Genomic DNA, 13,141 nt, shown 5'->3' on the forward strand with positions numbered 1-13,141 from the left:
AACGGCAATGTTCCTTCTCGACGCCAACGTGCTGCTGGCTGCACACCGCGGTGACCACCCGAATCACCGAACCGTCCGCCCCTGGTTCGATCGACTGCTCGCGGCTGACGACCCCTTCACAGTGCCGAACCTGGTATGGGCGTCGTTCCTCCGGCTGGCAACGAATCGACGCATCTTCGAGATTCCGTCACCGCGAGCAGCTGCATTCGCATTCATCGACGCCGTCACCGCCCAGCCCCACCACCTTCCGACCAACCCCGGCCCCAGACACCTCATGCTGCTACGCAAACTCTGCGACGAGGCCGATGCGTCCGGCGACCTAATACCCGACGCGGTACTCGCGGCCATAGCAGTGGAGCATCACTGCGCCGTGGTGAGCCTGGACAGGGATTTCGCCCGGTTCACCTCGGTGCGCCACATTCGCCCGCCGCTCTAGCGAGCGGTCCTCAAGTACAGTCGGCGACCGGACAAACCGCTGCGCCAGACGATTCACCGTCCTCGCGTCAATTCGAGCAGCTACGGCCGAAAGCCAAGGGCCTTCTTCGTCGGGGTGAAAAAGTTCAGACGCAGCGACACCAGCTGCCACAGCTGGTTGAGCAACTCCAGTTCCTCGGTGCTGTCGTAGCGCCAGTGGAACGCGTGTTTGCGCACCACACGGTTGTTCTTTCGACTCCACGTGCGCCTGGTCGTTCGTCTGGTACACCAGGCTACCGGGCTATCGGATTCGGCCCCAAACCTCAGGAGCCGCCTCCGGATCCGGTGCCGTTTCCGCCCTACCAGCCGAAGGTGTGGGAACTAAACTATCTAGGGCATGTGCGGGCCATAGTGGGCGACTGCGTCATCCACATCATGCCGATGGGCACCGGGGTCGAGCTGAGCAAGTTGGCCGATCTGGCATTGGATATCGGCCGCAGTGTCGGATGCTCGGCCTACGAGAACGACTTCACGCTGCCGGACATTCCAACGCAGTGGCGCAACCAGCCGCTGGGCTGGTACACGCAAGGCCTTGCCCCCTACCTGCCGGGGCTGTCGGACCCGAAAGACGCCGCCGAGGGCTGATGGGTGTGCCGGCGACCTCTGAGGGCGAGCAGACGCATAAGCGCCCAATTTCGTGTCGAAATGGGCGCTTATGCGTCTGCTCGCGCGCGCAACGTGTGGATCACCGCGCTGAAGTCCAGGTCGGCGTGGTCGGCGGCGAATTTGGCGTAGATGTCGGCGGCGTGGCTGCCCAGCGGGGCCGTCGCACCGGTGGCGGCCACCGCATCCATCGCCAGGCCCAGGTCCTTGTTCATCAACGCGGTCGAAAACCCGGGCTTGAAGTCGTTGTTGGCCGGTGAGGTGGGCACCGGGCCCGGCACCGGGCAATTGGTGTGCACCGCCCAGCAATTGCCGGTCGCGCCGGTGATGACGTCGAACAACGATTGTGCGGACAGCCCGAGCTTCTCGGCCAGCACGAACGCCTCGGCGATCGCGATCTGCTGCACCGCCAGCACCATGTTGTTGCACACCTTGGCGGCCTGTCCGGCACCGGCGGCGCCGCAGTGAATGATCTTGCCCGCCATGGGCTCTAGTACCGGGCGTGCCCGCCGTAGCGTGGACTCGTCGCCGCCGACCATGAATGCCAGCGTCGCGGCGGCGGCGCCCTTCACCCCGCCGGAGACCGGCGCATCCAGTTGGAGCATGCCGTGCGATTCGGCCAGCGCGTGCACCTCACGGGCATCGGTGACCGAGATCGTGGAGCTGTCGATGAACAGCGTTGCCGGACGCGCGGCGGCCAGCACGTCGGTGTAGCAGCGCCGGACCACCTCGCCGGTGGGCAGCATGGTGATGACCACGTCGGCCTCGGCCACCGCTTCGGGCGCGCTACGAAACACCGCGACACCGTGCGCGGCGGCGCCGGACGCCGCCGTGGGTGCCGGGTCGAATCCACGCACGACGTGGCCCGCACCAACCAGATTCGCCGACATCGGCGCACCCATGTTGCCCAAACCTAGGAAGGCGATGGTCGTCATCTGAGCCTCTCTAAACGGTGGCGCGGAACCGCGCGGCCTCGGCCCGACCGATGACCAGCCGCATGATCTCGTTGGTCCCTTCCAGGATGCGATGCACCCGCAGGTCGCGGACGATCTTCTCCAGACCATACTCGCGCAGATAGCCATAGCCGCCGTGCAGCTGCAGGGCCTGGTCGGCGACCTCAAAGCAGGTGTCGGTGACGTAGCGCTTGGCCATCGCACACAGCTCGACCTTGTCGGCGTCGTCGTCATCGAGCGCACTTGCGGCCCGCCACAACAACATTCGCGACGTCTGCAGCCCGGTAGCCATGTCGGCCAGGGTAAACCGCACGGTGGGCTCGTCGAGCAGCGATCCGCCGAAGGCCTGTCGGTCGCGAACGTAGGCGCCCGCTTTGTCAAAGGCGGCCTGCGCGCCACCCAGCGAGCATGCTGCGATATTGAGCCGGCCGCCGTTGAGGCCGCTCATCGCGATACCGAAGCCGGCGCCTTCGCCGTCGGCGCCGCCCAGCATGGCCTCGGCGGGTACCCGCACCCCGTCCAGCACCACCTGCGCGGTGGGTTGGGCATGCCAACCCATCTTCGCTTCGGGCGCGCCGAAACTCAGCCCCGGTGTGCCCTTTTCGACGATGAACGCCGACACGCCGCGCGGACCCTCGGCGCCCGTGCGCGCCATCACCACATACACGTCCGATGCTGCGGCCCCGGAAATGAATTGTTTGACGCCATCGAGCACGTAGTCGCCGCCTTTTCCTGAGCCGTGCCTGACGGCGCGGGTGCTCAGTGCGCCGGCATCGGATCCGGCGCCCGGTTCGGTCAGGCAGTAGCTGGCGATGACGCCCATGGTGGCCAGTCGCGGAATCCAGTCCTTGCGTTGCTCGTCGGTGCCGAAGCTGTCAATCATCCACGCGCACATGTTGTGGATGGACAAAAACGCGGCGGTCACCGGGTCGGCGATCGCCAACTGCTCGAAGATGCGCACGCCGTCGAGCCGGCGCAGCCCACTGCCGCCGACGTCGTCGCGGCAATAGATCGCGGCCATGCCGAGTTCGGCCGCTTCCCGCAACACGTCCACCGGAAAGTGTTTGGCGGCATCCCATTCCAGGGCGTGCGGAGCCAGGCGTTTGCCGGCGAAGGCGGCCGCCGTCTCGACGATCACCCGTTCGTCGTCGTTAAGGACAAACATGACACGCTAACTCATTGTGGGGATGACGAATTCGGCACCGTCCTTGATGCCTGACGGCCATCGCGACGTGACGGTCTTGACCTTGGTGTAGAACTGGATTGCCGCCGGGCCGTGCTGGTTGAGGTCGCCGAAGCCGGAGCGCTTCCAGCCGCCGAAAGTGTGGTAGGCCACCGGCACCGGGATCGGCACGTTGACGCCGACCATGCCCACCTGCACCCGGGAGACGAAGTCGCGGGCCGCGTCGCCGTCGCGGGTGAAGATCGCCACCCCGTTGCCGTATTCGTGCTCCGACGGCAGCCGCAACGCCTCTTCGTAGTCGCGGGCGCGAACCATGCACAACACCGGCCCGAAGATTTCGTCGGTGTAGATCGACATGTGGGCAGCGACATGGTCGAACAGGGTCGGCCCGATGAAGAAGCCGCCCTCCAGGTTCGCATCGCCTTCAGGCAGCCCAAAGGTCAGGTCGTCGCTGGCGCGGTCGCGGCCGTCAACGACCAGCTCGGCACCGGCGGCCACACCCTGGCCGATGTAGTCGCGCACCCGCGCCAGCGCCGCCCCGGTGACCAGCGGGCCGTAGTCCGCCTTGGGGTCCAGGCTGTGTCCCACCCGCAAGTTATTGATCCGCTCGATCAGCCTGGCGCGCAACCGCTCCGCGGTCTGATCGCCCACCGGCACGGCGACGCTGATCGCCATGCAGCGTTCGCCGGCGCTGCCGTATCCGGCGCCGATCAGTGCGTCCACGGCCTGATCCAGGTCCGCGTCGGGCATCACGATCATGTGGTTCTTGGCACCGCCGAAACACTGCGCCCGCTTGCCGGTGGCGGCGGCACCAGCGTAGATGTACTGGGCGATATCCGAGCTGCCGACGAAGCCGACGGCCTTGATGTCGGGGTGGTGCAGGATGGCGTCGACGGCCTCCTTGTCGCCGTGCACCACCTGGAACACGCCCGCCGGCAGGCCCGCCTCGATGAACAGCTCGGCCAGCCGCACCGGAACCGACGGGTCGCGCTCACTTGGCTTGAGCACGAAGGCGTTGCCGCACGCTAGGGCCGGGCCGGCCTTCCACAGCGGAATCATCGCCGGGAAGTTGAACGGGGTGATCCCCGCGACCACACCCAGGGGCTGCCGCAGCGAATAGACGTCGATGCCGGGACCGGCACCCTCGGTGTACTCGCCCTTGAGCAGGTGGGGAATGCCGAGGCAGAATTCGATCACCTCGATGCCGCGCTGGACGTCGCCGCGGGCGTCGGCCAGCGTTTTGCCGTGCTCACGCGACAACAGCTCGGCCAACTCGTCGATGGTGTCGTTGACCAGTTCGATAAACCGCATCAACACCCGGGCACGGCGCTGGGGATTCCATGCGGCCCAGCCCTTTTGGGCCTCGACCGCGGAGGCCACGGCCGCGTCGATGTCTGACTTGCCGGCCATCGGTACCTTCGCCTGGATCTGGCCGGTGTTGGGGTCGAAGACGTCGGCCGAGCGCGTGGACTGGCCGGCGGTGCGTTGTCCGTCGATGAAATGTGAAATCTGTGTGGTCATGGTTGTCCTGTGCAAGCCGGTGGCGGCGGGGAATCCCGATACTTGGATATCCTAGTAACTGTGACGGATGGCTCGCAAGGCGACCGAGCCGACAGCGTCCTAGCGGGAGACGCTTGGATGCTCGTTGCATTTTGGCCGATACCCGCATCTGTTCCGGCGCTGCGCTCCATCATGGCTAGTACGCGACAACACCCGGGGGTAAGCGATGTCATTTGTGATCGTGGCGCGGGACGCGTTGGCGGCGGCCGCGGCGGATCTAGCGCAGATCGGTTCGGCAGTGAATGCGGGCAATCTGGCCGCAGCCAATCCGACGACCGCTGTGGCGGCGGCGGCCGCCGACGAGGTATCGGCGGCACTCGCGGCGCTGTTCGGCGCGCATGCCCGGGAGTATCAGGCGGCGGCGGCGCAGGCAGCGGCGTATCACGAGCAGTTTGTGCACCGATTGAGCGCGGCAGCGACATCGTATGCGGTTACCGAGGTGACCATCGCGACGTCGCTCCGGGGGGCGCTGGGCTCGGCGCCCGCGTCCGTTTCCGACGGGTTCCAAGCGTTCGTCTATGGTCCGATTCACGCGACCGGCCAGCAATGGATCAACAGCCCGGTCGGCGAGGCGCTCGCCCCGATTGTCAATGCGCCGACAAACGTGCTGCTCGGCCGCGATCTGATCGGCAACGGCGTCACCGGGACGGCGGCAGCTCCCAACGGTGGCCCCGGCGGTTTGCTATTCGGTGACGGTGGGGCCGGCTATACCGGCGGTAAAGGTGGGAGTGCCGGGTTAATCGGCAACGGGGGTACCGGTGGCGCCGGCTTTGCCGGCGGAGTGGGCGGCATGGGCGGCACCGGCGGCTGGTTGATGGGCAACGGCGGCATGGGTGGCGCGGGCGGTGTCGGCGGTAACGGCGGCGCCGGGGGCCAGGCGCTGTTGTTCGGCAACGGCGGCCTGGGCGGAGCCGGCGGGGCTGGCGGGGTCGATGGGGCTATCGGTCGTGGCGGGTGGTTCATCGGTACCGGCGGCATGGCCACGATCGGTGGTGGCGGCAACGGGCAGTCGATCGTCATCGACTTCGTGCGGCACGGCCAGACGCCGGGCAACGCCGCAATGTTGATCGACACGGCGGTGCCCGGACCCGGACTCACCGCGCTGGGCCAGCAACAGGCGCAGGCCATCGCCAACGCGCTCGCGGCCAAGGGCCCCTATGCCGGGATCTTCGACTCGCAGTTGATCAGAACGCAGCAGACCGCCGCGCCGTTGGCGAACTTGCTGGGGATGGCCCCGCAGGTATTGCCCGGGCTCAACGAGATCCATGCCGGCATCTTCGAGGACCTGCCGCAGATCAGCCCCGCGGGCCTGCTGTATCTCGTCGGCCCGATCGCCTGGACGCTCGGATTTCCCATCGTGCCGATGCTGGCCCCGGGCTCCACCGACGTCAACGGGATCGTCTTCAACCGAGCCTTTACCGGTGCGGTTCAAACGATCTACGACGCTTCCTTGGCCAATCCGGTCGTGGCCGCAGACGGCAACATCACGTCGGTCGCTTACTCCAGCGCATTCACCATCGGGGTCGGGACGATGATGAACGTCGACAATCCCCATCCGCTACTGCTGCTCACCCACCCGGTGCCCAACACCGGCGCCGTCGTGGTACAGGGCAATCCCGAGGGCGGCTGGACGCTGGTCAGCTGGGACGGGATACCCGTCGGGCCGGCGTCGCTGCCGACCGCGTTATTCGTCGACGTGCGCGAGCTGATCACGGCGCCGCAATATGCGGCCTACGACATTTGGGAGTCCCTGTTCACCGGCGATCCGGCGGCGGTCATCAACGCGGTGCGAGACGGTGCCGATGAGGTCGGCGCGGCTGTGGTCCAGTTCCCACATGCGGTGGCTGACGACGTGATCGACGCTACGGGCCACCCCTATCTAAGCGGCCTGCCGATCGGTCTGCCCAGCCTGATCCCATGACCGCGAGCGACCAATAGGTCCCCACATGGCCCGGAGGCCGCTGCCAGCATTGACCCGACGATGCCGGCCCGCAGGCTTCCCCGATCGTGCGGAACCTGCTCGGCCGTGCATGGGACATCCAGATCGGATTGCCTCCGGGTACGGCGTACGCCGGCCCCGGTCGCCGGGACGATACCGGGCTAGTGTTCGCTAGCGGTGGAAAAAGCCCGAGACGAAATCGATAGTGTTAAAGCCACCAGAGTCTTGCTTTCCGGAGTTCCCGAAACCCGACGCGGCGCTGTTACTGTCGGGATCGGCATCAAGATTACCGAAGCCCGACTGCAGCTCACCCGTATTGCCAAAGCCCGAAATGAATCCTAGGTTGAACGAGCCGGTCCCCTTGTTTCCGAAGCCCGATATTATATTACCCGAATTGTTGTAACCCGATACTGATTGGCCGGAGTTACCGAAGCCCGAGATTTGCAAAGTACCAAGGTTATAGGCGCCAGAATTTCCCTTGCCAGAATTATTGAAGCCCGAGTTCCCGCTGCCGGTGTTTCCGAATCCAGAATTTTCGCCCGGCCCATCGGCAGTATTGCCGAAACCGGTATTCAGATTGCCCGCATTAAAGCCGCCTGTGTTGATATTGCCAGAATTTGCGAAGCCGGTGTTCGTCAGGCCAGAGTTAAAGAAACCCGAATTAGCGTTCCCTCCGTTGAAGCTGCCCGAGTTGAATGCACCCGAGTTGAAGCTACCGGTGTTAATGATGCCACCGTTGAAGTTGCCGGTGTTGTAATCACCCGCGTTCCCTATGCCGGTATTGGCGCCACCGGAGTTGGCAAAGCCGGTGTTGACGGTTGAAGCGTTGCCGAAGCCGGTGTTGATCAAGCCGGAATTCCCGAAGCCGGTGTTAATGTTGCCCGAGTTCGCGACGCCCGTGTTGGTGACGCCCGAGTTCCCCACGCCGAAGTTACCGCTGCCCGAGTTGAAGAAGCCGATATTCCCGGTGCCCGAGTTGCCAAATCCTATATTTCCGCTACCAGAATTTAGCCCGCCAAAGCCGATCTGATTGCTGCCGGTTAACCCGATGCCGATATTATTGGTGCCGGTATTCCCCAAACCGAAGTTGTGGCTGCCGCTGTTCCCGAAGCCAACGTTGCCATTGCCTACGTTTCCCAGTCCGATATTTGCGTTGCCCGTGTTACCGCCGCCGAAATTTCCATTGCCGCCGTTGCCAACCCCGACATTCCCATTGCCGGGTGTCGGCGTGGCGGGCGATCCCGTGTTTGGACCTGCATTTCCGATACCAATGTTGCCATTGCCGAGGTTCCCGAAGCCGACGTTGTTATCGCCAGAGTTTCCACTCCCGACGTTCGCATTGCCGATGTTGCCGCTACCCACGTTGAAGCTGGATGGTCCGATGCCAGCGTTTCCGTTTCCGCTACCCAGGTTGAAGTTGCCGATGTTGCCGCTACCCACGTTGAAGCTGGAAATCTGTCCGTGGAAGGCGCTCCCGTTTCCGCCGCCAAAGTTGGCGTTGCCGAAGTTTCCATTACCCAGGTTGTAATCGCCGGTGTTGCCGTTGCCAACATTGAGGTTGCCGATATTGCCGAGACCCAAATTGATGTTTGGTAGTGCCTGCTGCCACGACGTCAGCTGCGCCGCTACCGCCGAGGAGGCGGCATGATAGCCGGCCATCGCCGCCACGTCCTGGGCCCACATCTGCTCGTAGGTGGCTTCCATGGCCGCGATGGCCGGCGCGTTTTGCCCGAACACGTTCGACACCGCCAACAACCACGTCCGAACACGATTAGCCTGCACCACGGCCGGATGCACTACGCCGGCCAGCGCCTCCTCAAATGCACCCGCCGCCGCCCGCGCTTGCCCAGCAGCCAACTCGGCCTGGGCTCCGGCCGCAATCAACCAGCTCGCATAAGGCCCCGCTACACTCGCCATCGCGGCCGACGCCGGTCCCTGCCAAGCGCCGCCGGCCAACTCCGACGTTACCGACCCGAACGACGACGCCGCCGCATGCAACTCCTCGGCCAACCCGTCCCAGGCCCCCGCCGCCGCCAATAGTGGCTGTGACCCCGCACCCAGATACATCCTTAGCGAATTGGTCTCCGGAGGCAACCACGCGAAACTGACCATCACGGTCCTCCTCACACCAGTGACAAACCGGTACTCCGCGAGCCTAGGGGCGCAGTGCGAAGGGATTGGGGCTTTTGTCGGAATTGCGCTACATGGACTGGCTCGTGGCCTTTCCCATCAAGCCTCGGCGTGTTTCATGCGGGTTGCCGGGGTCTGCCACCTGCGAATACGCATTTGTGCAGGCTCCCGTCGGGAATTGTCGATACCAAAAGAGGGCGATCTTGACCGTTATCGGAAGCGCGAGATTGCGCCCTGAGCTGCGCCTTTGTGGAGCCCCCTGTCAGGATTGAACTGACGACCGCTCGCTTACAAGGCGAGTGCTCTACCACTGAGCTAAGGAGGCCGGTAAAACCGGTGTAAGCCTAGCCGCTCACTCGGTGTCGACGATGCGTTGCGAATGCACCGACCGAGACGACGAGCGGCGCGCGGGACGGCGCCCGGGCAGCGGAATGCGCTCGGCGATGCTGCTCAACGGGTTGACCACCATGGTGAGCGCGATCACCGCGTCTTGCAGGGTCGCAATGGCCGGCTCTAGCGCCTCCATCCCGGGCGTCAGTCGGGCCAATGTGTCGGCGACGTCGGCGAGCTGTTCGAGTGGTCCGTCCTTGGCCGTCATCTTGTCGATCAGTCCGCCTTCGGCAAGCAGTCGGTCGGCCAGCCCATCCTCGGAGAGCACCCGCTCGATCAGCCCGTCCTCGGCCAGCAGCTGGTCGGCCAGTCCGCCCGGTTGCAGCGCGCGCTGCATGGCGCCGCCTTCAGCGGTCAGGCGGTCGAGTAAGCCGCCGGGCTGGGTCAGCAGGTCGACCACCCCGCCGGGCCGCAGCATCCGGTCCAGCGGCCCGTTGGGCGCGATGGCGCGTCCCAGCGGCATATCGTCGTCCAATAGCCTGGCCAGCCGGTTGGCGCGGGCAATCGTGTCATCGATTCCCAGCATGTTGGCCATTGAGGTCGACCCGCTTGCGCCGCCGGCATCACCCAACGCTTGCTTGGCCATGTCAACCGCCGCGCCGGCCATGTTCAAACCGGTGTCGGCGGCGGCGAGCCCCGCTCGTGCGGGCCAGGTCGCAATACCCACGAGGGTTTGGCCGAGGTTCATTCTGCGAGTGTATTCACGGCGCGCCGCGGATTGAGCGGCAACGGTCCAAGCTGATTTGGCGATTCCTGGCAGACTGTTAGCAGACTACTAGCAACGAGCTTTCAGGAATTACACAATGATTGTGAAGGTAACGTTCAACCAATGCGGAAAGGGGTTGATCTCGTGACGGCGGGAACCCCAGGCGAAAACACCACACCGGAGGCTCGTGTCCTCGTGGTCGATGACGAGGCCAACATCGTTGAACTGCTGTCGGTGAGCCTCAAGTTCCAGGGCTTTGAAGTTTACACCGCGACCAACGGGGCGCAGGCGCTGGATCGGGCCCGGGAAACCCGGCCGGACGCGGTGATCCTCGATGTGATGATGCCCGGGATGGACGGCTTTGGGGTGCTGCGACGGCTGCGCGCCGACGGCATCGATGCCCCGGCGTTGTTCCTGACGGCCCGTGACTCGCTACAGGACAAGATCGCGGGTCTGACCCTGGGCGGTGACGACTATGTGACAAAGCCCTTCAGCTTGGAGGAGGTCGTGGCCAGGCTGCGGGTCATCCTGCGACGCGCGGGCAAGGGCAACAAGGAACCACGTAATGTTCGACTGACGTTCGCCGATATCGAGCTCGACGAGGAGACCCACGAGGTGTGGAAGGCGGGCCAACCGGTGTCGCTGTCGCCCACCGAATTCACCCTGCTGCGCTATTTCGTGATCAACGCAGGCACCGTGCTGAGCAAGCCTAAGATTCTCGACCACGTTTGGCGCTACGACTTCGGTGGTGACGTCAACGTCGTCGAGTCCTACGTGTCGTATCTGCGCCGCAAGATCGACACTGGGGAGAAGCGGCTGCTGCACACGCTGCGTGGGGTGGGCTACGTACTGCGGGAGCCTCGATGAGTCTTGGTAGTTAATCGGATCGGCAGCCCGAGGAGAACGCGGCAATGGCCAGACACCTTCGAGGAAGGCTGCCCCTACGGGTACGCCTGGTCGCAGCCACGCTGATCCTGGTGGCCACTGGACTTGTGGCCTCGGGGATCGCGGTCACCTCGATGTTGCAGCACCGGCTGACCAGCCGGATCGATCGGGTGTTGCTCGAGGAAGCCCAAATCTGGGCGCAGATCACGCTGCCCTTGGCGCCGGACCCCTACCCTGGTCATAACCCCGATCGGCCGCCGTCGAGGTTCTACGTTCGGGTGATCAGCCCCGACGGCCAGAGCTATACGGCACTCAACGACAACACTGCCATACCGGCGGTGCCCGCCAACAATGATGTCGGCCGGCACCCGACGACGCTGCCATCGATCGGCGGATCCAAGACTCTTTGGCGCGCGGTCTCGGTGCGCGCGTCGGATGGCTACTTGACCACCGTCGCCATTGATCTGGCCGACGTCCGGAGCACCGTGCGGTCGCTGGTGCTGTTGCAGGTCGGCATAGGCAGTGCGGTGCTGGTTGTCCTCGGGGTGGCGGGCTACGCTGTGGTTCGCCGCAGCCTGCGGCCGCTGGCAGAATTCGAGCAGACGGCCGCGGCGATCGGCGCGGGGCAGCTGGATCGCCGGGTCCCGCAGTGGCATCCGCGAACTGAGGTCGGCCGGCTTTCGTTGGCGCTCAACGGAATGCTGGCACAAATTCAGCGGGCGGTGGCGTCCGCGGAATCCTCCGCCGAAAAGGCCCGGGATTCAGAGGACCGGATGCGACAGTTCATCACCGACGCCAGCCATGAACTGCGTACCCCGTTGACCACTATCCGCGGCTTCGCGGAGCTGTACCGACAAGGAGCCGCCCGCGACGTGGGCATGCTGCTGTCGCGGATTGAGGGCGAAGCGAGCCGGATGGGGCTGTTGGTGGACGATTTGCTGCTGCTTGCCCGGCTAGATGCACATCGGCCGCTGGAACTGCGCCGGGTGGACCTGCTGGCGCTGGCCAGTGATGCCGCGCACGACGCGCTGGCGATGGACCCCAAACGCAGGATCACCCTGGAGGTCCTTGACGGCCCCGGCACCCCGGAGGTCCTCGGCGACGAATCGCGGCTTCGGCAGGTGCTGCGCAATCTCGTTGCAAATGCCATCCAGCACACCCCGGAAAGCGCCGACGTCACCGTGCGAGTCGGCACCGAGGGCGACGACGCCATCCTCGAGGTCGCCGATGACGGTCCGGGCATGAGTCAGGAGGATGCGCTGCGGGTGTTCGAGCGGTTCTATCGCGCCGACTCGTCGCGGGCGCGCGCCAGCGGCGGGACCGGACTGGGGTTGTCGATCGTCGACTCCTTGGTGGCGGCCCATGGCGGAGCGGTCACCGTGACGACCGCGCTCGGGGAGGGTTGCTGCTTTCGTGTCTCGCTGCCGCGCGTCAGTGACGTGGACCAGCTGAGCCTCACGCCAGTTGTGCCAGGGCCGCCCTGATCTTGGCCTGCGCTTCGTCCAGCGATCCCGGTGAGGGGTTGCGGTCGACGTTGGCAAAGCCGAAATCACTGAGGCTGCGGGTGGGAAACACGTGGATGTGTAGGTGGGGCACTTCCAGCCCGGCAATGATCATCCCGGCGCGTTGGGTTGAAAACGCCCGGCACACGGCCTTGCCGATCAGCTGGCTCACCGACATGACGCGGCCAAATAACGCGGGATCCACGTTTTGCCAGTGATCGATTTCGGCGCGTGGCACCACCAAGGTGTGGCCTTGCGTCATCGGCTCAATCGTCAAGAACGCGACAACGTCGTCGTCCTCGTAGACAAAACGGCCGGGCAGTTCACGGTTGATGATCTTGGTGAAGATCGACACCCGTTGAGCATATGACGTCGAAACTGCCCCCCAGGTTTCATTCCTGGTTACCGAAGGCCATCATGTCGAGGTTCCAGTACCCACGCATGTTGGTGATCAAACCGGCCTTATTCACCCGGTAGGTGAACACGCCGCGGACCTCACTGGTAAAACCACCGTCAAACTCGCTGTGCAACACCAGAATATGGGCGATCTCGTCCGGTGAGCTGGACGGGAACGTCTCCTCGCAGGTGACCGTCAACCGATTGGCCGCAATGTGCGTGTCGAAGAAGGCGCCGACGGCCTCCTTACCTTTGATGCCGCTGCCATCGGGATTGGTGACGGACTTGCCGATCGGATCCTCGATGACGACGTCGTCGGCCATCAGCGCCAGCCAGCCCTCCCGGTCGTGGGCTTGGACGCACCGCCACGACGACTGCGACGCGATCAGGGCCGGGGATTGGGTCGTTTGGGTCATGGCT

Annotated in this window: 13 protein-coding genes and 1 tRNA gene; 5 read left to right on the forward strand and 9 right to left on the reverse strand. The window is 64.8% G+C overall.

Annotation, left to right across the window (positions count from 1 at the left end):
- Positions 1-7 precede the first annotated feature (7 nt).
- The gene (locus tag MCAN_RS03920; protein ID WP_014000388.1) at positions 8-436 is read left to right on the forward strand and encodes a type II toxin-antitoxin system VapC family toxin; all 429 of its coding nucleotides are present in this window, start codon (positions 8-10) and stop codon (positions 434-436) included.
- Between the two features lie 80 nt (positions 437-516).
- Here MCAN_RS03920 and MCAN_RS03925 read toward each other — a convergent pair whose 3' ends face one another.
- Positions 517-654: a hypothetical protein gene (locus MCAN_RS03925; protein WP_003403839.1), complete on the reverse strand. Its 138-nt coding sequence runs from the start codon at positions 652-654 to the stop codon at positions 517-519.
- Between the two features lie 159 nt (positions 655-813).
- Here MCAN_RS03925 and MCAN_RS03930 point away from each other — a divergent pair, with 159 nt between their 5' ends.
- Entirely contained in the window at positions 814-1,059 is a 246-nt protein-coding gene (locus MCAN_RS03930) for a hypothetical protein (protein WP_003403841.1), read from the forward strand.
- Positions 1,060-1,127: 68 nt separating this feature from the next.
- Here MCAN_RS03930 and mmsB read toward each other — a convergent pair whose 3' ends face one another.
- From mmsB to MCAN_RS03945, 3 genes are read right to left on the reverse strand one after another with little or no spacing between them, the layout of a single operon-like run.
- Positions 1,128-2,012 (reverse strand): 3-hydroxyisobutyrate dehydrogenase, encoded by an 885-nt coding sequence (mmsB, locus tag MCAN_RS03935; RefSeq protein ID WP_003403844.1) that lies wholly within the window; start codon positions 2,010-2,012, stop codon positions 1,128-1,130.
- Between the two features lie 10 nt (positions 2,013-2,022).
- On the reverse strand, positions 2,023-3,195 hold the full coding sequence (locus MCAN_RS03940; protein WP_003403845.1) for an acyl-CoA dehydrogenase family protein: 1,173 nt from the start codon (positions 3,193-3,195) through the stop codon (positions 2,023-2,025).
- A gap of 6 nt (positions 3,196-3,201) precedes the next feature.
- Entirely contained in the window at positions 3,202-4,734 is a 1,533-nt protein-coding gene (locus MCAN_RS03945; RefSeq protein ID WP_003403847.1) for a CoA-acylating methylmalonate-semialdehyde dehydrogenase, read from the reverse strand.
- A 205-nt stretch (positions 4,735-4,939) separates the two neighbouring features.
- Here MCAN_RS03945 and MCAN_RS03950 point away from each other — a divergent pair, with 205 nt between their 5' ends.
- Complete coding sequence (locus tag MCAN_RS03950) at positions 4,940-6,694, forward strand: phosphoglycerate mutase PE_PGRS11 (protein ID WP_014000390.1); 1,755 nt, start codon at positions 4,940-4,942, stop codon at positions 6,692-6,694.
- A gap of 189 nt (positions 6,695-6,883) precedes the next feature.
- Here the strand turns inward: MCAN_RS03950 and MCAN_RS03955 are convergent, their stop codons facing one another.
- The 3 genes from MCAN_RS03955 to MCAN_RS03965 all read right to left on the reverse strand — a co-directional run bounded on the left by MCAN_RS03955 (position 6,884) and on the right by MCAN_RS03965 (position 9,920).
- Positions 6,884-8,824: a PPE family protein gene (locus tag MCAN_RS03955; RefSeq protein ID WP_014000391.1), complete on the reverse strand. Its 1,941-nt coding sequence runs from the start codon at positions 8,822-8,824 to the stop codon at positions 6,884-6,886.
- Between the two features lie 268 nt (positions 8,825-9,092).
- Positions 9,093-9,167, reverse strand: a tRNA-Thr gene (locus MCAN_RS03960).
- A gap of 27 nt (positions 9,168-9,194) precedes the next feature.
- Positions 9,195-9,920 carry a hypothetical protein gene (locus MCAN_RS03965; RefSeq protein WP_014000392.1) on the reverse strand — a complete coding sequence of 242 codons (726 nt, stop codon included), beginning with the start codon at positions 9,918-9,920 and terminating at the stop codon, positions 9,195-9,197.
- A 141-nt stretch (positions 9,921-10,061) separates the two neighbouring features.
- Here MCAN_RS03965 and phoP point away from each other — a divergent pair, with 141 nt between their 5' ends.
- Both phoP and phoR read left to right on the forward strand, forming a co-directional pair.
- Positions 10,062-10,805, forward strand: coding sequence for a two-component system response regulator PhoP (phoP, locus tag MCAN_RS03970; RefSeq protein ID WP_003403867.1), 744 nt, complete (start codon positions 10,062-10,064; stop codon positions 10,803-10,805).
- 44 nt (positions 10,806-10,849) lie between these two features.
- Positions 10,850-12,307 carry a sensory box histidine kinase PhoR gene (gene phoR / locus MCAN_RS03975; RefSeq protein WP_014000393.1) on the forward strand — a complete coding sequence of 486 codons (1,458 nt, stop codon included), beginning with the start codon at positions 10,850-10,852 and terminating at the stop codon, positions 12,305-12,307.
- On the opposite strand, the gene MCAN_RS03980 is transcribed toward phoR, so the two are convergent.
- Together MCAN_RS03980 and MCAN_RS03985 are read right to left on the reverse strand one after the other, a co-directional pair.
- Positions 12,279-12,680 (reverse strand): HIT family protein, encoded by a 402-nt coding sequence (locus MCAN_RS03980; protein ID WP_003403876.1) that lies wholly within the window; start codon positions 12,678-12,680, stop codon positions 12,279-12,281. The two genes, phoR and MCAN_RS03980, sit on opposite strands and share 29 nt — an antisense overlap.
- A gap of 37 nt (positions 12,681-12,717) precedes the next feature.
- A complete protein-coding gene (locus MCAN_RS03985) occupies positions 12,718-13,137 on the reverse strand; it encodes a ketosteroid isomerase family protein (protein ID WP_014000395.1) in 420 nt (139 codons plus the stop codon).
- Positions 13,138-13,141: the final 4 nt, after the last annotated feature.

Source organism: Mycobacterium canetti CIPT 140010059 (assembly GCF_000253375.1).
GTDB lineage: Bacteria > Actinomycetota > Actinomycetes > Mycobacteriales > Mycobacteriaceae > Mycobacterium > Mycobacterium tuberculosis.

Bases quoted from the DNA above. Each gene is read 5' to 3' on its own strand.
- MCAN_RS03985 (WP_014000395.1), bottom strand. From the start codon at position 13,137: ATGACCCAAACGACCCAATCCCCGGCCCTGATCGCGTCGCAGTCGTCG.
- MCAN_RS03940 (WP_003403845.1), bottom strand. From the start codon at position 3,195: ATGTTTGTCCTTAACGACGACGAACGGGTGATCGTCGAGACGGCGGCC.
- MCAN_RS03920 (WP_014000388.1), top strand. From the start codon at position 8: ATGTTCCTTCTCGACGCCAACGTGCTGCTGGCTGCACACCGCGGTGAC.
- phoR (WP_014000393.1), top strand. From the start codon at position 10,850: ATGGCCAGACACCTTCGAGGAAGGCTGCCCCTACGGGTACGCCTGGTC.
- mmsB (WP_003403844.1), bottom strand. From the start codon at position 2,012: ATGACGACCATCGCCTTCCTAGGTTTGGGCAACATGGGTGCGCCGATG.
- MCAN_RS03955 (WP_014000391.1), bottom strand. From the start codon at position 8,824: ATGGTCAGTTTCGCGTGGTTGCCTCCGGAGACCAATTCGCTAAGGATG.
- MCAN_RS03965 (WP_014000392.1), bottom strand. From the start codon at position 9,920: ATGAACCTCGGCCAAACCCTCGTGGGTATTGCGACCTGGCCCGCACGA.
- MCAN_RS03950 (WP_014000390.1), top strand. From the start codon at position 4,940: ATGTCATTTGTGATCGTGGCGCGGGACGCGTTGGCGGCGGCCGCGGCG.
- phoP (WP_003403867.1), top strand. From the start codon at position 10,062: ATGCGGAAAGGGGTTGATCTCGTGACGGCGGGAACCCCAGGCGAAAAC.
- MCAN_RS03945 (WP_003403847.1), bottom strand. From the start codon at position 4,734: ATGACCACACAGATTTCACATTTCATCGACGGACAACGCACCGCCGGC.